The sequence below is a fragment of the Micromonospora sp. NPDC050795 genome, from assembly GCF_044456785.1.
In the GTDB taxonomy this organism is placed as follows: Bacteria; Actinomycetota; Actinomycetes; order Mycobacteriales; family Micromonosporaceae; genus Micromonospora.
The window spans coordinates 131,823-157,287 of sequence record NZ_JBITGE010000014.1 but is presented as its reverse complement, the minus strand read 5'-3'; the positions used below and the strand labels follow the sequence as shown (position 1 = coordinate 157,287).

Here is a 25,465-nt window from a genome sequence, read left to right as displayed (position 1 = left end):
GGTGACCGTCCTATCCGGCAGAGACGTCGACGCGCCAGGTGGAGAAGCGACGTTCGAGGGCGACGAGGAGCTGGTTGACGACCAGGCCGATGGCGGAGATCGTGATGATCCCGGAGTACATGTCGGCGATCGCGAAGTTGTACTGCGCGTAGTTGATGAGGTAGCCGAGCCCGGCCTTCGCGCCGACCATCTCGGCCGCGACGAGGACCAGGATCGAGTACGCCCCGGCCAGTCGGACGCCGGTGAAGATGGTCGGCACCGAGGCCGGCAGGATCACCTTCTGGAACAGCCGCAGGTGGTTGAGCCCCATCGAGCGGGCCGACCGGATCAGCAGCGGGTCGACGCCCTTCACCCCGGCGATGGTGTTCAGCAGGATCGGCCAGGAGCACGCGTACAGCACCAGGGCGATCTTGGAAGTCTCGCCCAGGCCGAGGATGAGCACGAACACCGGCAGCAGGGCCAGCGCGGCGGTGTTGCGGAACACCTCCAGCAGCGGGCTGAGCAACTCGGCGAGCGGCCGGTACCAGCCGATCAGCAGCCCGAGCGGGATGGCGGTGAGCACCGCCAGGCCGAGCCCGGCCAACGACCGGGTGAGGCTCGCGCCCACGTGCTCGGCGAGCTGCCCGCTGCGCAGCAACTCCCACCAGGCCACCAGCACCTCCGACAGCGGCGGCAGGAAGACCCGGTCCACCAGCCCGAGCCGGGGTGCGCCCTCCCAGATCGCGGCCAGCGCGAGAATCGCGACGCTGCGGTGCAGCGCCTTTCCGCCGACGCCGAGCAGCCGACCGGCAAGGCCACCGGCACCGGGCCCGGCGGCGGCCACCGCGTCCGGCACGGCCGCCGGGGCCGCCAGCCGGGTGGGACGTTCGGCGATGTCAACCAACGCGGGCCTCCTCGGTGTGGGCCGCCGCCGGCGCCGCGCGCCGCGCGTCCGCTCCGGCGACGACGGGAGTACGAGCACCACCTGTTCCGGTGTGGGCGGTGCGGCTGCCGGTGGCGCTCTCGGCTGCCTGGGCGGCCCGCACCTCGTCACGCAGCAGGGTCCAGATCTGGTGGCGGTGGTGGCGGAACGCGTCGGTGGAGCGCACGTCCTCGACCGCGTCCCGGTCGCCGAGGTCGATGTCGATGACCTGTTTGAGCCGCCCGGGCCGGGACGTCAGCACCGCCACCCGCTGACCCAGGTAGACGGCCTCGTCGATGCCGTGGGTGATGAACACGACGGTCTTGCCGGTGCGGGCCCAGATGCGCACCAGCTCGTCCTGCAACGAGTCGCGGGTCTGCGCGTCCAGTGCGGCGAACGGCTCGTCCATCAGCAGCACGTCCGGGTCGCACGCGAGGCTGCGGGCGATGGCCACCCGCTGCTTCATCCCGCCGGACAGCTCGTGCGGGTAGCGGTCGGCGAAGCCGCGCAGGCCCACCAGGTCGAGGTGGTGCTCGATCAGGGCGGCGCGCTCGGCGCGGGGCACCCCCTTGGCCTCCAGACCGAACGCGACGTTGCCGGCGGCGGTGCGCCAGGGCAGCAGCGCGTACTGCTGGAAGACGATGCCCCGGTCCAGACCGGGACCGGTGACGGGCCGACCGTCGACGAGCACCCGCCCCGCAGTCGGCTCGGTGAGCCCGCCGAGCAGGTCGAGCAACGTGGACTTGCCGCAGCCGCTGGGGCCGACGACGACCAGGAACTCGCCGGGGCGTACCCCGAGAGTGACCTCGTCCAGCGCGGTGACCGCGCCGGCGCCACCACGCCGGCTGGCGCGGACCGGGAAGGTCTTGCTCACGCGGTCGAAGAGGATCTTGTCGGCGCTCACGCGTTCCCCCCGTCGACAAAGGGGTTGAACCGGTTGGTGTAGATGTCGGCGGGCTTCGGACGGTCGCCCTTGAGCTCGCCCTCGGCGGCGAGCCAGTCGATCCAGGTGGCGAACTCCTGCTCGCCGATCACACCGCCACGGCCGGCGACGCCACTGCTCTTCCAGTACGCGACCAGCGACGGGTCCTCGTTGCGGCCACGCATGCCGATGATGTCCCGCATCCGGGCGACCACAGTCTCCCGGGGTTGGGTGCGGGCCCACTCGATGGCCTTGCCGACCCCGGTGACGAACGCCTTGACGGTCTCCGGGTTGCGCTTGATGAAGTCGTCGCGGAAGACGTAGGTGCCGCCGCTGAAGGCGCCGAGCAGCTCGTAGTCGGTGAAGATGGTGCGGATGCCGCCACCGGCGACCGCCTTGTCCCGGATAACCCCGCCGAGCACGGCGACGTCGATCTGCCGCTGCCGCAGCGACTGCTCGGTGTTGACAGGTGGCAGGGCGACCAGCTCGACCTGCTTGATCTCGGCGGGGGTGAGCCCGCCGCGGGCGAGCCAGGTCTTGAGCACGGCCTCGGCGTGCGCGCCGAGGGTGTTCATGCCGACCTTCTTGCCGATCAGGTCACGGGGGCCGCGGACCGGGCTGTCGTCGAGCACGTAGTAGCCCTGGAAGGTTTGCGCGTCCGAGCCGTAGTAACTGATCACGGCGGTGATCGGGGCGTTGGCGGCGGCGAGCTTGACGATGGCGCCGTTGAACGCGCCGCCGAAGTCGCTCTGCCCGGTGGCCGTGGCCTGGATGTCCTGCGGACCGCCGGTGACGTTGCCGATCCAGTTGAGCTTGACGTCGCCGAGGTAGCCGAGGTCGGCGGCGAGTTCGGGAAGGGTGACCTGGCCGACCGAGCCCTGGTAGCGCAGCTCGCTGGCCTGGGCGCCGTCGGCTGCCGCGTCACCGCCGCAGCCGGCAGTGGCAGTGAGCGCGACCAGCGCGGCAACGGCGGCGAGGGTACGCAGAATGGCACGACGGGGTGGGGACATGAGGAGTCTCCTGATCTGTCCACGATGGGAGCGGGGACGCCCGGATGAGGGCGTGCGGGCACGCTGCTCCGCGTTGAGCGGGCGGGCGGGCGGGCGGTGGAGAGTGCGGCGCTGGAACCGAGCCGGATGGACCGGTCAGCTCAACAGAGCGCGCTCGCGTGCCGGACCAGGTCGACGTGCACACGAGCGGTGAGGAGAAGCTCATCCCGCTGCGACATGACCCCATGCTGCCCGGGATCGGAGCGAGCGGTCAACGGCCTTCCAGAAGATGAGACTTCTATCGCTGCCGATGTTACGAAGCGCCCCGGCCAGCGTTTACCGTGCCGCAACACCTATCTGTTGGATAGAGATTGCGATGCCCGCCTGGCGACCGTCCAGGACGGACGGCGAGAGGGTTTCAAAAGTCGCCGGTTCGGGAATGTTCGATCTCGACACGGCAGGGAACGGTGACGAGGGGAGACCTCCGATGGGCCTCATGTTTCGCAAGCGCAAGAAGTACGGTCCGATCATTCTGAACTTCACCGAGAACGGCTTCTCCTCGTGGAGCATCAAGATCGGTCGCTGGTCCTGGAACTCCAAGGCCCGTGCACACCGGGTCGACCTGCCGGGTCCGCTCTCCTGGAAGCAGGACAAGTCCCGGTCGTAATCATCCCGGGAGTCGAGCGGGGTGCCGGTGATTCACCGGCACCCCGCTCGGCGTCTACACCCCCCACCCAGTCCCCGCCCGTCCCCGCGCGCCCCGCCCGCCCGCGCGCCCCGCGCGCCCCGCGCGCCCCGCGCGCCCCGCGCGCCCCGCCCGCCCCGCCCGCCCCGCCCGCCCCCGCGATCTTGCAGTTTCGGTTGCCGATTCGCGAGGGATGCCCCATGTGTCACCGCAGAAAGTGCAAGATCGCGGGGGCGGGGGGCGGCGGGGACGGGGTGGGGTGGGGACGGGGTGGGGTGGGGTTAGGGGATTGCTCTGAGGGTTTCGTCGCCGGCCAGGCGGCGGGTTTCGCGGTCGCGGCTCAGGGCGCCGGCGTCGAGCAGGGTGGTGAGGGCGCGGTTGGCGTCGGCGGCACGGTAGACGGTCGCGGTGAGGGTGTGCCGGCGGAGCTCGGTGACCTGCCGTGGCCCGCCCGCTCGCAGCTCGGCCAGCAACTCGTGGGCCAGCGGTTCGAGGTCGGGGTCGTTCACCACGTCGACAGTCGTGCCGGTCGGGTCGAGTGGGTCGCGCAAGCGTACGTCGAACTGCGTGCCGACCGTCCAGAGCGCGTCGCGTACCGCCTCCAGACTCCGGTCGGAGCGGCTGCCGAACGCGACAACGCCGGCAGCCTCCCCGTCGGGCAGCACCGGCGCCACCTCGGCGACCAGGGGAAAGCCGGCGGAGACGAGCACGTCTCGGGCGCTGTCGCCGGTGTGCAGCAGCAGCTCACCGGTCCGGCCGTTGGCTGCGGCGGTGAGCACCTTCGGCGTCACCGCGCCGGGCAGGTCCACGAAGGAGAACAACGGCGCGCCGGCCGCCCCGGCGGCCTTCACCGCGACCGGCAGCCGGTAGGCGTCGCCGGGCAGCAGGTGTACGGTGACCTCGGCGGGCAGCTCCGCCTCGATCGGGCCGAGCCGGGTTGGCAGCTCCGGCGCGCCGTCGGCCAGCACCACCACCGTCACCTGCCGGCCGCGCACCTGGTCGCCGTGCCCGCCGACCAACCGGAGCGCGGCCTCGGTGGCTGCCGCGTCGACCCCGGCGAGCGCGACGGTGGCCCGCCGGGAGCGGTGCAGGGCCGCGGGCAGCCAGGTCGTCAACTGGCGGACCAGCAGCTCGCGGAGGAAATCAGTGGTCCGGTCGGTCGGCATCGGTCCGTTCTACCCTACGGGCGGTCAGACCGGGACGGAGATCCCCACCCCGCCCCGGGTCTGCCCGCCGTAACGCTGCCGCTCGGCGTTCAGGTCGAGACGACCGATCTGCTTGCGGGCGGCCAGAGCGGTGTCGTCGAGCAGGTCGGCCGGGATCAGCCAGACCACCTCGAACTCCAGGCCGTCCGGATCCTTGCCGTAGAGGCTCTTCGTGGTGCCGTGGTCGGAGCTGCCGGCCAGTGCGCCGGCCGCGGCGAGCCGCTCGGCGGTGGCGGCCAGCTCGTCGAGCGTGTCCACCTCCCAGGCGAGGTGGTAGAGGCCGACGGTGGACCGACCGGCGGTGGACCGACCGGCGCCGGCGCCGATCTCGAAGAGGCCGAGGTCGTGGTCGTTGGTGGAGTCGGGGGCCTGGAGGAAGGTGGCGCCCCGGAAACCGTCCGGGGTCATCGCCACCGGGCGGAAGCCCAGCACGTCGCTGTAGAACGCAACGCTGCGGGCGAGGTCACTGACGTAGAGGACCGCGTGGTTGAGCCGGTGGATACCCATGATCCGAGACTAGCGCGGTTTAGTTGAGCTTTCAACTATCGAGGGTATGATGGCGGTCATGACCCGCTGGTTGGACCCCGACGAGCAGCGCACCTGGCGCGCGTACCTCACCGCCTCCCGGGTGCTGATGGACACTCTCGACCGCGAGCTGCAACGCGACGCGGGCATGCCGCACGCGTACTACGAGATCCTGGTCCAGCTCTCCGAGGCCCCCGGTCGTCAACTGCGCATGAGCCAGTTGGCGCAGGCCGCTGGGTCATCCCGCAGTCGGCTCTCGCACGCCGTGGCCCGACTGGAGGCCGCCGGCTGGGTGCGCCGCGAGGACTGCCCCACCGACCGGCGGGGGCAGATCGCGCTGCTCACCGACGAGGGTTTCGCCACCCTCGCGGCCGCCGCACCCGGCCATGTCGAGGGGGTACGCCGACACCTGTTCGACGCGTTGAGCCCCGCCCAGGTCGATCAGCTGCGCCGGATCAGCGAGACCCTGGCCGAGCATATGACCGGATCCTGACCAATCGACACCGGCGCGGGTCTTGTACTTACCGTCGTCGAATGAGCACGATGGGGCGTGTCTTCCGGCTTCGGTGAACTGACTGATCAGGCGCACCACCTCGTGTCCTCCGGCGATCTTGCCGGCGCACAGCAACTGCTGTCCGACGCGCTCACCGACGCCGACCCCCGCCCGGCCAACGCCACGCCCGAGCTGGCCGACGCGGCCAGCCTTCAGGCGCGGGTGCTGATCGCCCTCGGCGAGCCGCACTCGGCCCGGGGTTGGGCCGCCTTCGCGTACGCGGCCACCACCCGCCTGCACGGCCGCGCCGACCCGCGCACGGTGGCCGCGGCGGCAACTCTGGCCGCTGTGCTGCACCGGGTCGGCAGCCACTCCCGGGCGGCGCGGCTCTACCAGGAAGTCATCATCGAGCTGACCGCACAGGACGGCCCGGAGTCACTGCGGGTGCTCGCCGCGCACGCCGACCTGGCCACCGTCGAATACGCGCGCGGCCAGTGCACCGTGGCCCGCGACCGCCTCCAGGACGCCTGGGAGCTGCACCGCGAGGTGTACGGCGACGGCCACCCCAGCGGCATCAAGATGCTGGCGCGGCTCGGGGCGATGCAGCGCGACTGCGGGCAGTTCGCCGAGGCACACGACAACCTGGCGCTTGCCCGCGAGCTATGCCGGCAGCACCTGCCCGCCGACGACCCGCTGGCCACCCAGGTGGCGGCCCTGGCCCGGGCGGCGGCCAATCCCGACCACGCCTGCGCCGACAACCCGCCGACAGCTCGGGACGCTCCGGTCGTGCCGGCCGCCCGCGTCCCACCGCACGACGACGGGCCAGCCGAATCCGGCTACCACCCGCAGGCAGCCGCAACCCACCACGCCGGGGCGGTGCCGAACCCCCGGCTGCCCTCCGACGAGGCGGTCGGATCGATGGGCAGCAGGTGGTCGCCCGAACCGGCCGACGACCCCTCACCCCACCCCACCGACCCTCCGGTGCCCCCGTCGGTGGTCGGGTTGGCCGGCGGCACGGAGGAGCAGCCCGGGGTGTACCGGCTGCACCGCACCGCCGACCCGTACGGGTCGCGCGACCCGAACCCACCCTCCGACCAGCACCAACCGTCCGACCCGTACGCCCGGCCCGACCCGTACGGGCAGGTCGAGCCGTACACGCCGTCGCGGCTTCTGCCGGTGCCCGTGCACCGCGCGCCGCCGGAGCAGCGCAACCGGCTGGTACCGGTGCTGGTGGCCGGTGTGGTCGTGGTGCTCCTCGGCGCGGCAGCGGTGATCGCCGGGGTGGCCCGGGTCGACGGCGACGACGAACCGACCCCGCCGCCGGCCAGCGCCTCCCCCACCGCCGGCGCGCCGGCCAGCACCGCGCCCGCCCCGGGCGGCACGGCACCTACGTCGGCTGCCGCCGCGGCCCCGCCCGGCACCCCACCCAGCGCGGTGACCCTGCGCGACACCCGGGACAGCATCGCGCTGAACTGGACCTACCCGGCTGGCGGCGAGGGCCCGGTGGTCATCGCGGGCGGTCGCACCGGCCAGTCCCACAACATCTTCGCGACGCTGCCCGCCGGCACCACCAGCTTCGTCATCTACGCCCTCAACCGCACGAACGACTTCTGTTTCACCGTCGCAGTCGCCTGGTCCACCGACACCGTGGCCCGGTCCAAGCAGGTCTGTACCCGCCGCCGCTGACCCGCCGCCGCTGACCCGCCAGCACTGCCCCGCCTCGTGGCCGCGCCGCGCCGACTTCACCGAGCGTGGCATTGGCCGTTGCGGAGCCCGCCGTGACAAACCGTCACCGCCGACGCACCGCACCGCAGTCCGGCACAGCCTTTGCTCTGCTTACCTATCTGCACCACCTCGGATGACCAGCTGAAACGTCTCGGCCACCGCTTCGACACGCGCCGACAGCCATCGCGTTGCGTAGCTGTCGCACCCGCGGGTGCAGAGCAAAGGGGAGCATCGGTGGGCGATGGGGGAGGGTCACCGTCACGGCCCGTCTACCTGTGGCCGTCCTCGGCCGGCAACGCTGGCAGGAGCAGGCACACCCGCAGGCCTCGCTGCTCCGGCGCGTCGGTCACTGTGATGGTGCCGCCCGCGCGTCGCACCAGCTCCCGGACGATGGCCAGCCCCAGGCCGGCGCCCCCGTCGTCGCGGGCCCGTCCGTCATCCAGCCGGGTGAACCGGTCGAAGACCCGCTCCCGGTCCGCCACCGCGATCCCCGGGCCGTCGTCGGTCACCGTCACCAGGTGGTACGTCCCGACGCCGGGTCCGAGCCCCGCCCCGGCCATCGACGTCTCGCCGGCCATCGACTTCTCGCCGGCCCCGGACATCGCCTCGCCCATCGACGTCGCCTCGGCCGCGAGCACGACGCTGCCGTGCGCGTGCCGTACCGCGTTGTCGACCAGGTTGGCCAGCACGCGACGCAGCTCCTCGACGGTGCCGATCGTCCAGAGCGGGCCCGTCGGCGGCGTCACCCGCACCGGCGACGACGGGTAGCGGGCGGCAACCTCGGTCAGCAACGCGCCCAGCTCCACCGGGCCGGTCCCCCGGGTCGGCGGAGTCTCGTCCAGGCGGGCCAGCAGCAGGAGATCGTCGACCAGGCGGCTCAACCGCTCGGTGTCGGCGAGCAGGTTGGCCGTCACCGCCGTCCAGTCCGTCCGGTCGGCGAGGTGCTGGGCCACCTCCAGCTCCGTCCGAATGTTGGTCAACGGGCTGCGCAGCTCGTGCGCGGCGTCGGAGACGAAGGCCCGCTGCCGGACGCGGGCGGACTCCAGCCGGCCCAGCATGCCGTTGAGGGTGACCGCCAGACGGTGGATCTCGTCGGCCGACGCCGGCACCGGCAGCCGGCCGGCGCCGGCCCTCCCGGTGATCTCCTCGGCACCTCGACGTAAGGCCTCGACCGGCCGCAGGGTCGCCCCCACCACCCGCCACGCAACCCCGGCCAGCACGGCCACCAGCAGCGGGAACGCCACCAGCAGGATGGTCCGGACCACGTGGGTGCTGTGCCGCACGTCGGCCATCGAGCGGGCGACCAGCACGGTGAGCGGGTCGGCCGCGGTGCCGGCGGGTACGGCGACCACCCGGACCGGGCCGACGAGCCCGACCCGCTCGGCCGGCACCTCAAGCCGCTGCCGACCGTCGCGGTTCAGCCGCTCCGGGCGGACCATCGGCACCAGACGGTCGGCGTCGATCGAGGCCGCCCGGATTCGGCCCTGCCCGTCGACGACCTGCACGCGGACCTGCCCGCCGGCCACCGGCAGCGGGTCGGGCAGCGCGTCCTCGGCGGCGAGCAGGGCGACCGCGTCGGCGGTGCGGAACGCCTCGGTGTCGACAGTGCGCTGGAGCACGAAGCCGAGCGCGCCGAGCAACACCACCCCGCCCACGGCCAGCCCGATGGTGAGACCGACCACACCGATCGCCATGAGTCGCCCGCGCAGCCCGAGGACCGGCATCCAGCCGGGCCTGGCCAGACGGGTGGTGGCCGGGCTGTCGACGGTCACGTCGCCAGCCGGTAGCCGGCACCCCGGACCGTCTCCAGCCGGTCCCGGCCGAGCTTGCGGCGCAGGTAGCCGACGTACACCTCGACCGCGTTCGGCGCGGTCTCCAGGCTGGCGTCCCAGACGTGGTCCAACAACTCGACCTTGGAGACGACCTGGCCCGGACGGCGCATCAGGTAGTCCAGCAACGCGAACTCCCGCGCGGTCAGCGCCACCTCGGTGTCCGCCCGGGTCACCCGTCGGCGGGCCGGATCCAACCGCAGGTCACCGACGGCGAGGACGGTCGGACGTTCCGGCGCGCCCCGACGCAGCAGGGCCCGAAGCCGGGCCAGCAGCACCACGTACGAGAAGGGTTTGGTCAGGTAGTCGTCGGCGCCGCAGTCGAGGCCGTCGGCCTGGTCGTACTCGCCGTCCTTGGCGGAGAGCATCAGCACCGGCAGCCAGTGCTGTTCCGCGCGCAGCCGCCGGACCAGCTCGTACCCGGAGAGGCCAGGCAGCATCACGTCGAGGATCATGGCGTCGTACCCGCCGTGCCGGGCGGCGTCCAGGCCCGCCGGGCCGGTCGTCGCCACGTCCACCGCGAACCCCTCCGCCTGGAGACCGCGTTGCAGCGCAGCCGCCAACCGGGCCTCGTCCTCCACCACCAGCACCCGCACAGCTCAAGGGTGCCACCCGGGTCAATCGGGGCGGTTCGCTGTCCTCAGCGCGTTCACAGCACGGACGAGGCAAGATGGCCGCAGGAGGTGCCACCATGTCCGTCCTGAGAAGCCGTTCCGTCCTTCGCTGGCTGGTTCCGGCCACCGCGGCCGTCGCCGTCATCGGCGGTGGCGCAGCGATCGGCACGTTCGCCGCCGAGGCCGAGCCGAGCCTGCCGCCCCGAACCGCCGCTCAGCTCCTGGTCGACCTGCAGACATCCCGGCTGGAGGGGTTGTCCGGGACCGTCGTGCAACGCGCCGACCTCGGCCTGCCGTCCCTCGTCGGGCTGGTTCCCGGCAACGAGCTGACCACCCTACTGACCGGCACCCACACCCTGCGGGTCTGGTATTCCGGGCCGGACAAGCAGCGGGTCGCGCTGATGGACACGCTGGGCGAGCAGGACATCATCCGCAACGGCCAGGACCTGTGGACGTGGCAGAGCCGCAGCAACACCGCCACCCACCGCGTGCTGGGCGGCGACGCCGGAGCCTGGAAGCCCGCCCCGGAACCGGCAGCGAGCCTGCCGGCCACCCCGCAGCAGGCCGCCGACCTGGCGTTGACCGCGATCGACCCGAGCACCGAGGTCAGCGTGGGCCGGTCGGCGACCGTCGCCGGACAGGACGCGTACGAGTTGGTGCTCCAGCCGCGCGACCAGGCCTCCCTGGTGCACCAGCTGCGGATCGCCATCGACGCCAAGCAGCACGTGCCGCTGCGCTTCGAGGTGCTCGCGAAGGGCAGCGACCGGCCGGCGTTCGAGGTGGCCTTCACCCAGGTCGACTACCGCCGCCCGGACACCGACCAGTTCCGCTTCAACCCGCCGCCCGGCGTGACCGTCGCCGAGGAGAAGGCCGAGCGCCCGACGGGCAAGCCCGGTCACGTCGGGCCAGCGGGTGACCCGCAGGTCCGCGCGGTGGGCGACGGCTGGACGACAGTGCTCGTCAGCCGCCTCGACGGGGCCAGTGCCGACCGGAAGCCCGCCCCGAAGCAGGCAACTCTCCCGGCCGGAGCCGCGCCGGACCTGGACATGTCGAAGCTGCTCGGCGGGCTGCCGGCGGTCAGTGGTGACTGGGGCAGCGGTCGCCTCCTCACCAGCAAGCTGTTCAGCGTGCTGCTCACCGACGACGGCCGGGTGCTCGCCGGAGCGGTGACTCCGGAGCGGCTCTACGAGGCCGCGCGCGGCTGATCTCCGCGGTGTTCGCGCCGGGTCGACCTCACGGTCGGCCCGGCGCTTCGCTGTGGGTCGGCCCGGGTCAGGAGACGCCGAGGGCGCTGAGATACGCGTCGGCGAGGACCGCGTGGCCGGGCAGGTACGGGTGGACCCGGTCGTCGGCCCAACGCGTCGCCGGACTCACCGCCAGCACCCGGTCGAACGCCGCCTGGTTGGGCACGTGCACCGCGTCGAATTCGGTCGCCAGCCCCGCCATGACCGCCGCGTACCGGTCGGTGTCCGCGCGTTGCGGGACGCTCCGGTCGGGCTCGATGAAGAACGGGTCGCCGAGGATCAGTCGGCAGCCGGTGGCGTCGACCGCCCGACGCAGCAGGTCGCGCAGCGTGCGCTCGTACTCCTCGATGCCGACTGCCTCATCCGGCCGGTCACCGTAGTGCCGCCAGATGTCGTTGATGCCGATCAGCACCGCGAGCCAGTCGGGGCGCTCGGCGATGGCGTCGTCGTCCCAGCGGGCGGCCAGGTCCCGCACCGTGTCGCCGCCCACACCCCGGTTGACCCATTCCAGCTCCAACTCCGGGTGCCGCGCGTCGACCAGGGCGCGCACGAGACTCACATATCCGCTGCCGTAGGGCGCGGCGACGTCACGTCGACCACAATCGGTGATGCTGTCCCCGATGAAAACCACCCGTTGGCCGGTCCGCAGGATCATCTGCCGTCACCTCGCGATCACCGGCGCGCCGGACCGCCCGGCTTGGTGAGAACCGGCGGAACGCGCTATCTTCAACAGTTCGAAGGCACAAAAAAGAACGGCTAAAAGCCGTTCCTGCAAAGGATTCTAATCTTTAGGGAGACGGCTTGTCAAGGCACTCCGGCGGTTCCGGCGAATTGCCGCTCGACGACGAGATCGGTCGCGAGCAGGAGTACGTCTCGATGCTCTACAACCGGCTGGACCAGCTGCGTCAGCAGGCCGCCCACCGGCTCACCGCCGAGCTGCACAACACCGGCGGCACCCTCCAGGACCGCTCGCAGCGCGACAGCTCGGTAGCGATGTACGCCGATCAGGTCGAACAGTTCTCCGCCGTGGAGAACGGGCTCTGCTTCGGTCGTCTCGACGGCGACGACGACTCCCGCCGCTACATCGGCCGGATCGGCATCTTCGACACCAGCGGTGACTACGATCCGCTGCTGATGGACTGGCGGGCACCCGCCGCCCGGCCGTTCTACCTCGCCACCGCCGCGAACCCGCAGGGCGTACGCCGTCGCCGGCACCTGCGTACCCGGCAGCGCAAGGTGACCGGGCTCAACGACGAGGTGCTCGACATCGACACCGCCTCCCCCGGCGCCCACGAGGAGCTGACCGGTGAGGCGTCGCTGCTCGCCGCGCTCAACGCGGGCCGTACCGGCCGGATGCGCGACATCGTCGAGACCATCCAGGCCGAGCAGGATGAGGTCATCCGCGCGGAACTTCCGGGCGTGATGGTGGTTCAGGGCGGCCCCGGCACCGGCAAGACCGCTGTCGCGCTGCACCGGGCGGCGTACCTGCTCTACACGCACCGGCGGGAACTCTCCAGCCGTGGCGTGCTGCTGGTCGGCCCGAACGCGACCTTCCTGCGCTACATCTCCCAGGTGCTGCCGACGCTGGCCGAGACCGGCGTGCTGCTGCGTACCCAGGGTGATCTCTTTCCCGGGGTGAGCGCCCAACGGACCGAGCCGGCCGAGACCGCGGCGCTCAAGGGCCGGGCGGTGCTGGCCGAGGTGTTGGCGCTGGCCGTACGGGATCGGCAGTGGGTGCCGGACGAGCCGCTGGAGATCGAGGTCGAGCGGGAGACGCTGACCCTCGATCCGGAGATCGTGCGCGCGGCCCGCGATCGGGTCCGGCGCGCCGACCGACCGCACAACCTGGCTCGCGCGTTGTTCGACGTGGAGATCGTGCACGCGCTCGCCGACCAGGTGGCCGAGCGGATCGGCGCCGACCCGCTCGGCGGGGACAACCTCCTCGACGAGGCGGACCGCGCCGAGATCCGTCGCGAGCTGCGCGAGGAGACGGAGATCCAGGCCGCCCTGGACCGACTGTGGCCGGTGCTCACCCCGCAGCAGCTGCTCGCCGACCTGTACGCCGACCCGGACCGGATCGCCGCCGCCGCGCCGATGCTCAGCGAGGACGAGCGGGCGCTGCTGCGCCGCGAGCGCGGTGGCTGGACGCCGGCCGACGTCCCGCTGCTGGACGAGGCCGCCGAACTGCTCGGCGAGGACGAACGCGCCGCCGCCGCCCGGCGGGACCGCATCCGGATGATGGAACGGGAGTACGCCGAGGGCGTGCTGGAGATCGCCAAGGGTTCCCGCTCGATCGACGTCGAGGACGAGGCCGAGGGCGGTGAGATCCTCGGCGTGACCGACCTGATCGACGCGGATCGACTGTTGGAGCGGCAGGAGGAGGCCGACCGGCTGACCACCGCGCAGCGGGCCGCCGCCGACCGCACCTGGGCGTTCGGCCACGTGATCGTGGACGAGGCGCAGGAGCTCTCGCCGATGGCCTGGCGGCTGCTGATGCGCCGCTGCCCGAGCCGGTCGATGACGATCGTCGGCGATGTGGCACAGACCGGGGCACTGAGTGGCACGCCGTCGTGGGCGGACGCGCTCGCCCCGTACGTCGAGCAGCGGTGGCGGCTCACCGAGCTGACGGTCAGCTACCGCACTCCCGCCGAGATCATGGCGGTCGCCGCCGAGGTACTGGCCGAGATCGACCCGGCACTGCGGCCGCCGCGCTCGGTGCGGGAGAGCGGCGTACCGCCGTGGGACCGGGCGGTCCCCGACGGTCGGTTGGCGGCGGAGCTGGTCGCCGAGGCCACCCGGGAGGCGGCCGGGCTGAGCGAGGGGCGGCTCGGAGTGCTCGTGCCGGCCGGCCTGGTGGGTGAGTTGGGTGCGGCGGTGACCGCCGCCCTGCCGGAGGCTGCCGTCGGCGAGCATCCGGAGCTGGAGAGCCGGGTGGTGGTGTTGACAGTCGCCCAGGCCAAGGGGTTGGAGTTCGACTCGGTGCTGGTGGTCGACCCCGACCGGATGGTGGCCGAGTCCCCCCGCGGACGCAGCGACCTCTACGTGGCCCTGACCCGCGCCACCCAACGCCTAGGCGTCCTCCGCCCCACCCCCACCCCCACCCCCACCCCCACCCCCACCCCCACCCGCTGAGTCGATCATGAGGTTGACGTGGACTGTGATCTTCCACAGCCACGTCAACCCCATGATCACGCCGTCAAGGGGGCGGTGGGTGGGTGGGGCAGTGGGGTTAGTCGGTTGATCTGTCTCTGATGGACTTTGGCGGGGCGGTCGCCGACGTGGATTGGTCGCTGGTGCCGCCGCCCATCGGGGTGCTCAGGCCGCCGGTGGTGGCGTCACCTGTGGTGGTCGGGGCAACCTTGCCGCGATGCCGCTCCGGCTGTCGGGCCACCCGGCGTACGCTCGCCGGCCCGGCGGTGCCACCGGTGGTGGTCACCGCGCCCTGCCCGCCGACCGGGCCACCGTCGCGCAGCACCTGTGGGTCGATCCGTTCCTTCGCCGGGTCGAACGGGTCATCGCGCTGGATCTGACTGTCCACATCGGTGCGGGGCACCGTCACCTCGTCGAGGGCGCCCTTGCCGTACACACCGCCGGCGATCCGATCCTCGGCCTCGCGGGCGGCGTCCTGCCGCATGTCGTCCTCACGCACGTCCATCACCTCGCAGAAGCTGTGGAACTGACTGCGTGCCCGACCGTCGGCCGACCAAACCCGGGGTGACCGGGAGGTCGTCCACGGCGGTTCACCGTCACGCTGCCCGCTGGCCGCCTGCCCGCAGCCCGAGATGTCCATGCTGTCCCGCGACCGGTGGGAGATGCCCGCCGGCAGGAGGGGATGACAGCGTGCGCACAGTACGCCGTACCGCCGTCGCGGCGCTGGTGGCCGCGACGGTGACGACCGGGCTCGCGGTGCCCGCTCAGGCGAAGCCACGACCGGACCGGACATTCGACGTGCAGGCCCACCGGGGCGGCCTCGGGCTGCGGGTGGAGAACACCCTCGCCTCCTTCGGCAATGCCCTCCAGCTCGGGGTGAGCACCCTCGAACTGGACGTGCAGATCACCGAGGACGGTCAGGCCGTCGTCACCCACGACCGGAAGGTCACCGGCACCAAGTGCGTCGACACCGCTCCGGTAACGCCCGGCGACCCGGAGTTCCCGTACGTCGGGAAGTACATCAACACGCTCAGCCTGGCCCAGGTGCGCTCGCTCGACTGCGGGTCGAAGACGCTGTCGGACAAGCCCGGCCAGGTCGCCGTCCCCGGTGCCCGGATGCCGCTGCTGCGTGAGGTCTTCGCGCTGGTCAACCGCTACCGGGCCAAGGACGTGAAGCTCAACGTCGAGACCAAGGTCGAGGCCGGCGCGCCGACCGAGACCGCCCCCCGCGAACAGTTCGTCCGGGTCACCGCGGGCGAGATCCGCGCCGCCGGGCTGCTCAATCAGGTCACCATCCAGAGCTTCGACTGGGGCGCGCTGATGCGCATGCGTCAGGTCGAGCCGAAGTTGCCGCTGGTCGCGCTGACCAACTACGACTTCCTCCAGACCGGTCAGCCGGGTGCGTCGCCGTGGCTGGGCGGGCTGGACATCGACGACTTCGGCGGCGACCCGATCACGGCGATCCGCAGCTTCGGCGCCAGCGCCTTCTCGCCGGTGCACGGCATGCCGCAGAACGGCACTGTCACCGACCCGGGCTACCAGCCGTACGTCACGAAGGAGATGGTCGCCCAGGCACACCGCTACGGGATCAAGGTGATCCCGTGGACGGTCGACGACGTGCCGACCATGACCAAGCTGATCGACGACGGTGTGGACGGCCTCATCACCGACTACCCGGACCGGTTGCGGGGCGTGCTGGCACAGCGCGGTTACCGGCTGCCGAAGGCGTACGCCGCGCCGTTCGACATCCAGGCGCACCGGGGTGGCCGGGCCACTCGGCCGGAGAACACCCTGCCGGCGTTCGCCAACGCGCTGTCCAACCGGGCCATCTCGACACTGGAGCTGGACACCAACGTGACGGCCGACGGCAAGCTCGTGGTGCTGCACGACCGCACCGTCAACGGGTCGCACTGCGTCGACACCAAGCCGGTGCGCCGCGGTGACCCGGAGTTCCCGTACGTGGGCAAGCCGGTGCACGAGTTGACTCTGGCGCAGCTCAAGACCGTCGACTGCGGCACGAAGACGCTGCCCGAGCTGCCCGCCCAGGTGCCCGCTCCCGGTGCCCGGATCCCGACCCTGGACGAGGTATTCGCCCTGGTGAAGGCGAGTGGCCGCACCGACATCGGCATGAACATCGAGACGAAGATCAGCCCGGTGGTGAACGACACCGAGCCGTACCGCAGCTTCACCCGCAAGCTCGTCGACGCGATCCAGCGGGCCGGCTTCACCAGCCGGGCCACCATCCAGTCGTTCGACTGGCGCACCATCACGTACGCACGGCAGCTCGACCGGCGGATCGGCACTGTCGCCCTGGTCTGGCAGTACGGCCCGGCCGAGTGCGCGACCCTCGCCGACGAGTGCTCGCTGGAGGCGGTCTACGGCAACCCGTCGGTGAAGAGCCCCTGGACCGGTGGACTGGACTGGTGGAAGTACCAGGACCTCGGCAAGCCGACCCGGGCCGCGGGCGCTGGCACGGTCTCCGCCAACTGGCAGGTGCACGACCCGAAGCAGGGCACTGTCGCCTCGGCCGACTGGTACCTGCGGGAGAACCCGGCATACTTCCACGGACCGGACGTCCGGACCCTCCAGACGCGCGACAAGCTGAAGGTGATCCCGTACACCGTCGATGACGCCACCGTGATGCAGCGGGTCATCGACCTGGGCGTCGACGGCATCATCACCGACGACCCGGGCCTTCTGGTGAGCGTGGCGATGCGCAACGGCCTGCGCTGACCTGCCGACCACCCGATCGCCGGCCGGATTTTTCCGGCCGGCGATCGGTGTTACCTGCTCCGGGGCCTCGGGTAGTCGGGGGTTGTCCCCGCCACGAAAACGAACCGTGCCGTGGCCGAAACGCGGTATCGGGGCGAGGAGATGCAGGTACGACTCATCGCATCCTGAGGAGGACCAGATGAGCACGCAGGCTGCTTCCACCCGGCCGATGAACCGGCCCATGAACGACCCGCAGAACCCCGCTCAGATGCGGGACATGCAGACCCAGCAGATGCCGGTCATGCATGACGGGCGCCGCAACGACATGCAGGCACCCGGTACGGAGACCAAGCAGGCGTTCAAGACTACCGAGTTCTGGATCTACCTGATCGCGGTGGCCGCCGTACTGGGCGCGTCGCAGGTCGTCGGGCAGAACTCCGCTGGGGTGGACATCTTCCGGGCCGACAACGCCTGGTTCCTGATCACCCTGCTGACGCTTGGCTACCTCGGTAGCCGAGGCCTGGCCAAGGCCGGCAGCAACCACCGCAGCAGCGAGGAGCGCAAGGCCCGGCACTGACCGGCCTTAGCTCACAGTGGCCTCCGGGAGACTCTCCCGGAGGCCACTGTCGTGCGTGGACCCGTTACTCGTCGCCGCCGAAGTCGCCGAAGTCGCCCTCGAACGCGTCTTCCATCATCTCGCCGGCGATCATGCCGCCGGCGACACCGAGCGCCGCACCGGCCACCACGCCACCAACGCCCATCCCGCCGCGGCCGTGACCGTGGCCCGAGCCGTATCCGTGGCTCGGACCGTACTGGGAGCGCAGGCTGCCGTAGCGGGACGTGGTCTCGCGCAGCCAACCGTCGACGACCTGCGCCCAGTCCACCCGGTCAGCGTCGGTGTGCGCCACCTGGTAGCGGCCGAACGCGTCGTGCCCGGCGCTGAGGAACCCACCGCGCTTGTCGCACTCCAGGATGACCTCCACACCGCGCTGGCTGGTCACGAAGGTCAGCTCGACCTCGTTGATGGTGCTCGCGTACTGCGGGGAGGCAAAGAACTCGATCTCCTGGTAGAACGGCAGCGTCTGCTGCACACCCCCAATGTGCCCACGCTCCAGGTCGGCGTGCTTGAACCGGAAGCCGAGCCGCTGGAACGCCTCCAGGATCCGCTCGTGCACCGGCAGCGGGTGTACCGCCACCTGGTCCAGGTCGCTCTTGTCCACGGCGCGGGCGATCGCCAACTCGGTGCGCAGACCCATCGTCATGCCGTGCAGGCGCTGGCCGTACACGTCGGTGATCGGGGTCTCCCACGGCACCGGCAGCTGGAACGGGATCGAGAGCTGCTGCTTCGGGGCGAGCTGGAGCGCACCGCTGACCGCCATGCGGTGGAACTCCATGGTGCCCGCGTACTCGGTGTCGTGTCCCTCGACCTCGACGCGGGTGACGAGACCGATCACCACCTGCTCGATGGCTGCTTCAGCGTCGCCGCCGACGAGGTTGACCTGCCCGTCGAGGGTCAGGCCGGGCCGGGTGTTGGGGTTGGTCAGCACGGTGTCCACGCTGGGACCGCCCACACCGAACGCGCTCAACATCTTCTTGAAGACCATCGGAACTCCTGTGCGACGCCGACCGCTCCAGGTTGGAGTCGGACGTTGACTCGAACGGCACCCTATCCGGCACCCCTGTGAGGTGGCTGTGAAGCGCCACGCGATGGCGCGTCCCGCTCGGGGCACTTGATCGATGCCCGCCTTCCGTTCAGCGTCGGCGGAGGGCGGACGTCAGTTGGTGAGCCTTTGGAGCTGATGTCGCAAACGAATCAGGCCCTCGGCCTTCCGCTGTGCAGCACAAAGGGACCGGTCGGAGCGTCGACGGCGACGCGAGCCGCCGAGCGCCGCTCCCGGCCAGGGTTCCGCACCGCCGGCATGCGGAAAGGTGGCACCTGCAAAGGTGATCGACTCGCGTTCACGGAAGTCGGGGTGTCCTGGTCGCGGTGATGCCCCGACTTCCTGCAACGCGAGTCGATCACGCATCACGGGGCGAAATCGCCGACCTTCACCCCGTTGACGAAGGCCATCCAGCCGCCGGCGGGGTAGACGAGGGTCGCTGCGGCGCGATCCTTGCTGTCGCGCACTGCCACTCGGCCGGAACCATCCAGGACGGGCCCCGCCTCCACACAGCTACCGCCGTTGCTGTCACTCCTGCTGCTGATGTGCCAAGCCACTTCAAACATGCTCTCGCTCATGACAACTCCTCCGCGATGCTCGTGATCAACTTCGTTGACTCGCTCTCGCTGAGCGCAGAATCCAGCAGAAGACCAAAGGCGCGAACGAAGCGCTCAGCCTTCGGCGACTCCAGGTAGAGCCGCCCTCCCAAGGACTCCACGTAGGCAACCGCAGGATACGGCTTTGGCAGACGGAATATCCAGAACGTACCGTCGAGCCCTTGGTGCAGGGCCATGCCGAACGGCATGACTCTGATTGCCACATTACCCAGTCGCTGCGCCTGCGAGAGGTGCTGTAGCTGTCGGCGCCACACCTCCGGCCCGCCGACCATCCTCCGCAGCGCAGCTTCGTCGATCACCGCAGAAATCATGAGTGGGCGGCGTCGCCTCAGTACCTCTTGGCGGGTCATCCGAAGCGCGACCCAGCGGTTGATCGTCGCTTCGGTAACCCCCGGTTCTGCCGCATTGCGAATCACGGCCTCGGCGTACTCACGGGTCTGAAGCAGTCCCGGCACCAGGGTGAGGTGAAAGCAGCAGACCTGCTCCGCGCGACCTTCCAGCCAGGGATATTCGATGAAGGACGCGTCCACGACGTCGCCGTAGTCCTCGTCCCACCGGTCGGTGCGCCAGACCTCCTCGGCAAGCGCCAGCAGGCGAGCCCGTTCGGCCGCGTGGTGAAATCCGTAGAGATCCAGCAGCGCGATCACGTCACCCTTGCGGATCGGCCAGTCCGCGCGTTCGTACCGACCAAGCGCGGACATGTCGCGTTGCAGATGCTCGGCGACCAACTTCAAGGTCATCCCCCGTTCCTCCCGCAGGATCCGCAATTGCTGACCCAGCCATTGCGCACGCAGGGTCCGGATGAACGGCTTGTGCGGCATGGTCCACCTCTCAATTCGTTGGCGACGCCCGCGTAGGAACCATTGCTCCAGTTCCGAGCGACTGGAAACGTGGCCTGCGGGTGAGGGTGATCGCCGGCCCCCGGGGACGCCCGGTGCAAACACGGCAACCGCGGCTGTGCCAACAGCCGAGAAGGTGACGAGAGACGGCCTCGCGAGTGGCATCCGCATACCGGCTCTCGTCGGGTCTCAACTAGAGCGTCGGGATGTGCGAATCCCGGCTCCGAACCGACTTGAACGAATAACTACCACGGCAAAGGGCCCTTCGCGACCCTGACCCGCCCATCGGTCGACGACGCGTGAGGTGATGAATGACCCGAGGGACGATCTACGACGGCACGCTCAACGGCAGCGCCCGGCTGGCTCGGCTGCACCCGAGCCAGGTCCGCGACCGGCACTTCACCGTCGTCGGTTTCGGCCGGCGAGGCCTGGACCCCGGGGAGGTACGACGGTTCCTGCACCGCGTCGCGCTCGACCTTGCGACGTTGCACCACGATGTCGCTCGGCTCAGCGAGGAGAACGCCCGGGTCAAGCGGGCGTTGCGCGACTGGCAGAGCGCCTGGTCCGAGCGGGGTCAGCCGTGAGCCCGGGCTGGGAGCATCAGTACAGCGGGCTCTTCACGCCGATGCCGCGGTTCGCCGTCGAGACGTACCCGCAGAGGCCTCGGCATGTGATCCACCTGCCGGTGGCGGTCACCGACCTGGCCGAGGCACTGGACCTGGCGCGGACGCTGGCCCGCTCGCTGGCCTCCACGCCGCAGGTCGAGATCGGCGGCACCACCGTCTCGGCCGAGGACGCGCAGCACGTACGACACTGGGTCTTCTGCGACCGGATCATGCCCGGTCGCCGCCGGTGTGCTCGGGAGGCCGACCACGTCGGCGTCTGCCTCCCCGACAAGGACCCCTAGAAAGCCAGCGCGGTCCGGTCGTCAGCCCGGTTCGACGATCACCAGCTCGCCTACCTGCTCGCCGATCGTGCAACGGGCCTCGGTCGGCAGCCCACGGTCGGTGATCAGCACGTCGGCGGCCTCCAGTGGGGCGATGGTGGCGATGCCGATCGTCTCCCACTTGGTGTGGTCGGCGAGCACCACGAGTCGACGGGCGGCACCGATGAGACACCTGTTGACCCCGGCCTCCAGCAGGTTGGGTGTGGTGAAGCCGGTCCGTGGGCTGAGGCCGTGCACGCCGAGGAAGAGCAGGTCGACGTTGAGCGCGCTGATCGCCGCCTCGGCCACCGGCCCGGTCAGCGCGTCCGACGGGGTGCGGATGCCACCCGTCAGCACGACGGTCTGGTCGGCGCGCGGGTTCTGGTAGAGCGCGTCGGCCACCGGGATCGAGTTCGTCACCACTGTCAACCCGCGTACGTCGGAGAGGAGCGTGGCCAGCGCGGCGGTGGTGGTGCCCGCGGAGAGCGCGATGGCCATTCCCGGCTCCACCATCGTCGCCGCCCGCTCGGCGATGGCCCGCTTCTCCGCCTGCTGGCGGATCGACTTCGCGGCGAAGCCGGGTTCCTCGGCCGAGCCGGGCCCGGCGAGGGTCGCGCCGCCGTGCACCTTGTCCACCAGGCCCCGGTCGGCCAACACCTCCAGGTCGCGCCGGATCGTCATGTCGGAGACGCCGAACCGACTGACCAGGTGACTCACCCGTACCCCGCCACGTTGGCGGATCAGATCGAGGATGGCGGTCTGCCGCTGCTGGGCGAGCAACTCAGGGAACCTCCTTCACACCGAAGGTATCGGCCCGGTCCTCACGGACGACCGCCACCTCACCGGCCGGCAGTGCCAGCTCACCGGCGCAGTATCCCCCGGTCAACAGCTCGACGCCGCGCGCCGGTAGGCGTACCTCGGTGTCGGTGTGGTTGATCGCGAACAGCCAGGTCCGGTCGGCGTCGCGGCGACGGACCACCTCGACGCCCGAGGGTGCCGACGCCGCCGGGCGGACGTCGGCCTCGGCGAGCAGCCGCGCCACCAACCGGTCGGTGGCCGGCTCGTCCAGCCGGGTGCCGACGTACCAGGCGGCGCCGTCGCCCACCCGGTGCCGAGTCAGCGCCGGCACGCCCGGCAAGGGCCCATCGGTGTACGAGGCGAGCACGTCGGCGCCGTCCGGGTGCACCCACTCGGTCCACACGTCGGCGGTGCTGCCGTCGTCCAACTGGACCTGCTCACCCTCGCGCAGCGGGAAGAACTCCTCGGTCCGGATGCCGAGCAACTCCCGGAACGCGCCCGGGTAGCCGCCCAGCCGGATGTGGTCGTCGGTGTCGACGATGCCGCTGAAGTAGGTGACCGCCGCCGTGCCACCGGCCTCGACGTAGCGGTGCAGCGCGTCGACGTCGGCGTCCCGGACCAGGTAGAGGGTCGGCACCAGGACCAGCCGGTAGCCGGTGAGGTCGGTCGACGGGTGGACGATGTCGGCCGTCACACCGGCACGCCAGAGCGAGCCGTAGAGGGCGTTCAGCCGGTCGGCGTAGGTGACGTCGGCGCTGGGGTGCGAATCCAGCTCGACACCCCACCACGCCTCCCAGTCGAACAGGATCGCCACGTCGGCGTCCACCCGGCTGCCGCGCACCTCCGCGAGGGCCTTGAGATCAGCGCCGAGCTGGCAGACCTCGCGGAACACCTTGGTGTCCGGCCCGGCGTGCGGGACCAGCGCGGAGTGGAACTTCTCCGCCCCGGCCCGGGAGGCGCGCCACTGGAAGAAGAGCACCCCGTCGGCACCGCGGGCGACGTGCGCGAGGCTGTTGCGGCGCATCTGCCCAGGCAGCTTGGCAACGTTGCGGGGCTGCCAGTTGACCGCGCTGGTGGAGTGCTCCATCAGCAGCCACGGGTCGCCGCCGGCAACTCCTCGGGTGTGGTCGGCGGCGAGCGCCAGCCCGAGGTGCGCCTGCGGGTCGGCGGCGGTCAGGTAGTGGTCGTTGGAGACGAGGTCCACGTCGGACGCCCAGGAGTGGTAGTCCATGTGCTTGACGCCCGTGCCGATCATGAAGTTGGTGGTGATCGGCTGGCGAACCAGCGTCTTGAGCACCTCGCGCTCGGCGCGCAGTTGGGCGCGCTGCTCGTCGGAGGAGAACCGCAGGAAGTCCAGTTGCTGCGTCGGGTTGGCGAAGGTCAGCGCAGCGCGCGGCGGGTTGATCTCGGCCCAGTCGCCGTAGCGCTGACTCCAGAACGCGGTGCCCCAGGCGTCGTTGAGCCGGTCCAGGTCGCCGTAGCGCTCGCGCAGCCAGCCGCGGAACGCCTCGGCGCTGACGTCGCAGTAGCAGTGCACGTTGTGGCAGCCCAGCTCGTTGGAGACGTGCCACATGACCACGGCGGGGTGCTCGGCGTACCGGCCGGCGACCGCGCGTACCAGCTCCAGTGACCGCTCGCGGAACACCGGTGAACTGGGGCAGTACGCCTGTCGTCCCCCCGGCCAGAGGATCGCGCCGTCGGCCCGGCGAGGCAGCGTCTCCGGGTGCGCGTGGGCCAACCACGGCGGCGGGCTGGCCGTGGCGGTGGCCAGGTCGACCTGAATGCCACCGTCGTGCAGCAGATCCAGCACCCGATCCAGCCAGCCGAACTCGAACCGCCCCGGCGTGGGCTCCAGCAAGGCCCAGGAGAAGATGCCGACGGAGACCAGGTTGACCCCGGCCTGGCGCATCAGGTCGACGTCCTCGGACCAGATCTCCTCGGGCCACTGCTCCGGGTTGTAGTCGCCGCCGAAATAGATGCTGTCACCCTGCCATCGCCGCATGACAGCCGAGGGTGCACCCGCTGGTCCACCAAAGTCAACAGGTTCCAACATCGAGCTTCTTTCCAACGTTTACCGGGTAACAGCCGGATCACGACTGGGTTATCAGAGGCGAACTGCCCTCTTGACACGGCCCGACCGCAGGGTAGCTTGAGGCCCCAATGGCCGATCGTGTTCGCCAATGTGGATTCTCGGTGGATCCCAACATGTGATCACGACGCTGGACCTGCCCTCACCACCCTGAGGCCCTTGGGCGTAGCTCCTTCTCATCCGCAGGAGGCACAGATGTCCCGTCCCCAATCCCAAGCCGAGTACCTGGCTCGGCTCGTACCGCCCTCAGTCGCCGGCATCAACCGACGATCGTTGCTGGCCGGCGCGGCCGGCACGGGCGCGCTGCTCGGCACCGGCCTGCTCGCCGGCTGTGGCGACGGCTCCGGCTCCGGCGGGTCCAGCAAGGACGTGTCGCTCGGCTCGAACCAGTCCGACCCGAAGCCGAAGGACGTCCTGGTCAAGGTCACCGACGGATTCAAGACCTCGTCCGGTGTGCAGGTCGCGATCAATACGGTCGACCACAACACGTTCCAGGAGAACATCAACAATTACCTACAGGGCAAGCCGGACGACGTGTTCACCTGGTTCGCCGGCTACCGGATGCGCTTCTTCGCGCAGAAGGGCCTGGCCAGCGATGTCAGCGACGTGTGGAGCAAGCTATCCGGCTACTCCGAGGCCTTCAAGAAGGCATCGACCGGCGACGACGGCAAGCAGTACTTCGTTCCGGCGACGTACTACCCGTGGGCCGTCTTCTACCGCAAGTCGGTCTGGCAGCAGCGCGGCTACCAGGTGCCGAAAACCATCACCGAGTTCACCGACCTCGGCGCGCAGATGAAGAAGGACGGCCTCATCCCGATCGCCTTCGCCGACAAGGACGGCTGGCCGGCGATGGGCACCTTCGACATCCTCAACCTGCGGATCAACGGCTACCAGTTCCACATCGACCTGATGGCCGGCAAGGAGACCTGGACCTCCGACAAGGTCAAGAAGGTCTTCGACACCTGGGCCGGTCTGCTCCCCCTGCACCAGCCGGACAGCCTCGGCCGCACCTGGCAGGAGGCCGCGCAGTCGTTGCAGCAGAAGAAGAGCGGCATGTACCTGCTCGGCCTTTTCGTCGGCCAGCAGTTCAGCAACGAGGAGCAGGACGACCTCGACTTCTTCACCTTCCCCGAGATCGACCCGGCCATCGGCGCCAAGGCGCTGGACGCCCCGATCGACGGCTACATGATGGCCCGCAAGCCCAAGAACGAGGACAACGCGCGCAAGCTGTTGGAGTACTTCGGCGGCAAGGCCGCCGCGGACATCAACCTCAAGAACGACCCGGCCGTCCTCGTCGCCAACAGTGGCGCGGACGTCGGCGGCTACACCGCGCTGCAGAAGAAAGCCGCCGAGTTGGTCGGCTCGGCCACCGAGATCGCCCAGTTCCTCGACCGGGACACCCGGCCGGACTTCGCCTCGACGGTGATCATCCCGGCGCTCCAGCAGTTCATCAAGAACCCCAAGGACATCGACGGCCTGACCTCGTCCATCGAGAACCAGAAGAAGTCGATCTTCACTGACTGACGGCGGAAGGGGGAGGAC

At 70.6% G+C, this 25,465-nt stretch carries 25 protein-coding genes; 10 read left to right on the top strand and 15 right to left on the bottom strand.

Annotated elements, in window-relative coordinates; genetic code table 11:
* Positions 1-10: 10 nt before the first annotated feature.
* From ACIBEF_RS15245 to ACIBEF_RS15230, 4 genes are all read right to left on the bottom strand, one after another.
* Positions 11-883 (bottom strand): ABC transporter permease, encoded by an 873-nt coding sequence (locus ACIBEF_RS15245; protein WP_396793923.1) that lies wholly within the window; start codon positions 881-883, stop codon positions 11-13.
* Positions 876-1,805, bottom strand: a complete 930-nt coding sequence (locus tag ACIBEF_RS15240) for an ABC transporter ATP-binding protein (protein ID WP_396793922.1) — start codon at positions 1,803-1,805, stop codon at positions 876-878. Before ACIBEF_RS15240 ends, ACIBEF_RS15245 begins: the two co-directional genes overlap by 8 nt.
* A complete protein-coding gene (locus ACIBEF_RS15235) occupies positions 1,802-2,833 on the bottom strand; it encodes an ABC transporter substrate-binding protein (RefSeq protein ID WP_396793921.1) in 1,032 nt (343 codons plus the stop codon). The genes ACIBEF_RS15240 and ACIBEF_RS15235 overlap by 4 nt, the downstream gene beginning before the upstream one ends.
* A 140-nt stretch (positions 2,834-2,973) precedes the next feature.
* Positions 2,974-3,051, bottom strand: a complete 78-nt coding sequence (locus ACIBEF_RS15230) for a putative leader peptide (protein ID WP_349881247.1) — start codon at positions 3,049-3,051, stop codon at positions 2,974-2,976.
* Between the two features lie 248 nt (positions 3,052-3,299).
* On the opposite strand from ACIBEF_RS15230, the gene ACIBEF_RS15225 reads away from it, so the two are divergent.
* Entirely contained in the window at positions 3,300-3,479 is a 180-nt protein-coding gene (locus ACIBEF_RS15225) for a DUF4236 domain-containing protein (RefSeq protein ID WP_030333600.1), read from the top strand.
* A 299-nt stretch (positions 3,480-3,778) separates the two neighbouring features.
* Here ACIBEF_RS15225 and ACIBEF_RS15220 read toward each other — a convergent pair whose 3' ends face one another.
* Positions 3,779-4,663 (bottom strand): hypothetical protein, encoded by an 885-nt coding sequence (locus ACIBEF_RS15220; RefSeq protein ID WP_396793920.1) that lies wholly within the window; start codon positions 4,661-4,663, stop codon positions 3,779-3,781.
* Between the two features lie 24 nt (positions 4,664-4,687).
* Complete coding sequence (locus tag ACIBEF_RS15215; protein WP_396793919.1) at positions 4,688-5,209, bottom strand: VOC family protein; 522 nt, start codon at positions 5,207-5,209, stop codon at positions 4,688-4,690.
* A 49-nt stretch (positions 5,210-5,258) separates the two neighbouring features.
* Here ACIBEF_RS15215 and ACIBEF_RS15210 point away from each other — a divergent pair, with 49 nt between their 5' ends.
* Together ACIBEF_RS15210 and ACIBEF_RS15205 are read left to right on the top strand one after the other, a co-directional pair.
* Positions 5,259-5,720, top strand: a complete 462-nt coding sequence (locus tag ACIBEF_RS15210) for a MarR family transcriptional regulator (RefSeq protein ID WP_357201485.1) — start codon at positions 5,259-5,261, stop codon at positions 5,718-5,720.
* A 57-nt stretch (positions 5,721-5,777) separates the two neighbouring features.
* Positions 5,778-7,406 (top strand): tetratricopeptide repeat protein, encoded by a 1,629-nt coding sequence (locus ACIBEF_RS15205; RefSeq protein WP_396793918.1) that lies wholly within the window; start codon positions 5,778-5,780, stop codon positions 7,404-7,406.
* A gap of 308 nt (positions 7,407-7,714) precedes the next feature.
* On the opposite strand, the gene ACIBEF_RS15200 is transcribed toward ACIBEF_RS15205, so the two are convergent.
* Complete coding sequence (locus ACIBEF_RS15200) at positions 7,715-9,139, bottom strand: sensor histidine kinase (RefSeq protein ID WP_396793943.1); 1,425 nt, start codon at positions 9,137-9,139, stop codon at positions 7,715-7,717.
* A gap of 74 nt (positions 9,140-9,213) precedes the next feature.
* Positions 9,214-9,870 carry a response regulator transcription factor gene (locus tag ACIBEF_RS15195; RefSeq protein WP_355007020.1) on the bottom strand — a complete coding sequence of 219 codons (657 nt, stop codon included), beginning with the start codon at positions 9,868-9,870 and terminating at the stop codon, positions 9,214-9,216.
* Positions 9,871-9,965: 95 nt separating this feature from the next.
* Here ACIBEF_RS15195 and ACIBEF_RS15190 point away from each other — a divergent pair, with 95 nt between their 5' ends.
* Complete coding sequence (locus ACIBEF_RS15190; RefSeq protein WP_396793917.1) at positions 9,966-11,093, top strand: outer membrane lipoprotein carrier protein LolA; 1,128 nt, start codon at positions 9,966-9,968, stop codon at positions 11,091-11,093.
* Positions 11,094-11,160: 67 nt separating this feature from the next.
* On the opposite strand, the gene ACIBEF_RS15185 is transcribed toward ACIBEF_RS15190, so the two are convergent.
* A complete protein-coding gene (locus ACIBEF_RS15185) occupies positions 11,161-11,787 on the bottom strand; it encodes an SGNH/GDSL hydrolase family protein (protein ID WP_357201494.1) in 627 nt (208 codons plus the stop codon).
* A gap of 146 nt (positions 11,788-11,933) precedes the next feature.
* Between ACIBEF_RS15185 and ACIBEF_RS15180 the strand changes: the two genes are divergently transcribed.
* Positions 11,934-14,264: a HelD family protein gene (locus ACIBEF_RS15180; protein ID WP_396793916.1), complete on the top strand. Its 2,331-nt coding sequence runs from the start codon at positions 11,934-11,936 to the stop codon at positions 14,262-14,264.
* A gap of 97 nt (positions 14,265-14,361) precedes the next feature.
* Here ACIBEF_RS15180 and ACIBEF_RS15175 read toward each other — a convergent pair whose 3' ends face one another.
* A complete protein-coding gene (locus ACIBEF_RS15175) occupies positions 14,362-14,781 on the bottom strand; it encodes a hypothetical protein (RefSeq protein ID WP_396793915.1) in 420 nt (139 codons plus the stop codon).
* Between the two features lie 191 nt (positions 14,782-14,972).
* On the opposite strand from ACIBEF_RS15175, the gene ACIBEF_RS15170 reads away from it, so the two are divergent.
* Complete coding sequence (locus tag ACIBEF_RS15170) at positions 14,973-17,015, top strand: glycerophosphodiester phosphodiesterase family protein (protein ID WP_396793914.1); 2,043 nt, start codon at positions 14,973-14,975, stop codon at positions 17,013-17,015.
* A 178-nt stretch (positions 17,016-17,193) separates the two neighbouring features.
* The gene (locus ACIBEF_RS15165) at positions 17,194-17,571 is read left to right on the top strand and encodes a hypothetical protein (RefSeq protein WP_145784774.1); all 378 of its coding nucleotides are present in this window, start codon (positions 17,194-17,196) and stop codon (positions 17,569-17,571) included.
* Between the two features lie 64 nt (positions 17,572-17,635).
* On the opposite strand, the gene ACIBEF_RS15160 is transcribed toward ACIBEF_RS15165, so the two are convergent.
* From ACIBEF_RS15160 to ACIBEF_RS15150, 3 genes are all read right to left on the bottom strand, one after another.
* Positions 17,636-18,598: a sporulation protein gene (locus ACIBEF_RS15160; RefSeq protein ID WP_396793913.1), complete on the bottom strand. Its 963-nt coding sequence runs from the start codon at positions 18,596-18,598 to the stop codon at positions 17,636-17,638.
* A 422-nt stretch (positions 18,599-19,020) separates the two neighbouring features.
* The gene (locus tag ACIBEF_RS15155) at positions 19,021-19,233 is read right to left on the bottom strand and encodes a DUF397 domain-containing protein (RefSeq protein WP_396793912.1); all 213 of its coding nucleotides are present in this window, start codon (positions 19,231-19,233) and stop codon (positions 19,021-19,023) included.
* The gene (locus ACIBEF_RS15150; RefSeq protein WP_396793911.1) at positions 19,230-20,093 is read right to left on the bottom strand and encodes a helix-turn-helix domain-containing protein; all 864 of its coding nucleotides are present in this window, start codon (positions 20,091-20,093) and stop codon (positions 19,230-19,232) included. The genes ACIBEF_RS15155 and ACIBEF_RS15150 overlap by 4 nt, the downstream gene beginning before the upstream one ends.
* A 329-nt stretch (positions 20,094-20,422) precedes the next feature.
* Between ACIBEF_RS15150 and ACIBEF_RS15145 the strand changes: the two genes are divergently transcribed.
* Entirely contained in the window at positions 20,423-20,695 is a 273-nt protein-coding gene (locus tag ACIBEF_RS15145; RefSeq protein WP_357231512.1) for a DivIVA domain-containing protein, read from the top strand.
* A gap of 41 nt (positions 20,696-20,736) precedes the next feature.
* Positions 20,737-21,018 carry a hypothetical protein gene (locus ACIBEF_RS15140; protein WP_396793942.1) on the top strand — a complete coding sequence of 94 codons (282 nt, stop codon included), beginning with the start codon at positions 20,737-20,739 and terminating at the stop codon, positions 21,016-21,018.
* Positions 21,019-21,039: 21 nt separating this feature from the next.
* Here ACIBEF_RS15140 and ACIBEF_RS15135 read toward each other — a convergent pair whose 3' ends face one another.
* Both ACIBEF_RS15135 and ACIBEF_RS15130 read right to left on the bottom strand, forming a co-directional pair.
* Positions 21,040-21,816 carry a DeoR/GlpR family DNA-binding transcription regulator gene (locus tag ACIBEF_RS15135; RefSeq protein ID WP_396793910.1) on the bottom strand — a complete coding sequence of 259 codons (777 nt, stop codon included), beginning with the start codon at positions 21,814-21,816 and terminating at the stop codon, positions 21,040-21,042.
* A gap of 1 nt (position 21,817) precedes the next feature.
* Positions 21,818-23,836: a beta-galactosidase gene (locus tag ACIBEF_RS15130; RefSeq protein WP_396793909.1), complete on the bottom strand. Its 2,019-nt coding sequence runs from the start codon at positions 23,834-23,836 to the stop codon at positions 21,818-21,820.
* Between the two features lie 282 nt (positions 23,837-24,118).
* Here ACIBEF_RS15130 and ACIBEF_RS15125 point away from each other — a divergent pair, with 282 nt between their 5' ends.
* Entirely contained in the window at positions 24,119-25,447 is a 1,329-nt protein-coding gene (locus tag ACIBEF_RS15125) for an ABC transporter substrate-binding protein (RefSeq protein ID WP_396793908.1), read from the top strand.
* Positions 25,448-25,465: the final 18 nt, after the last annotated feature.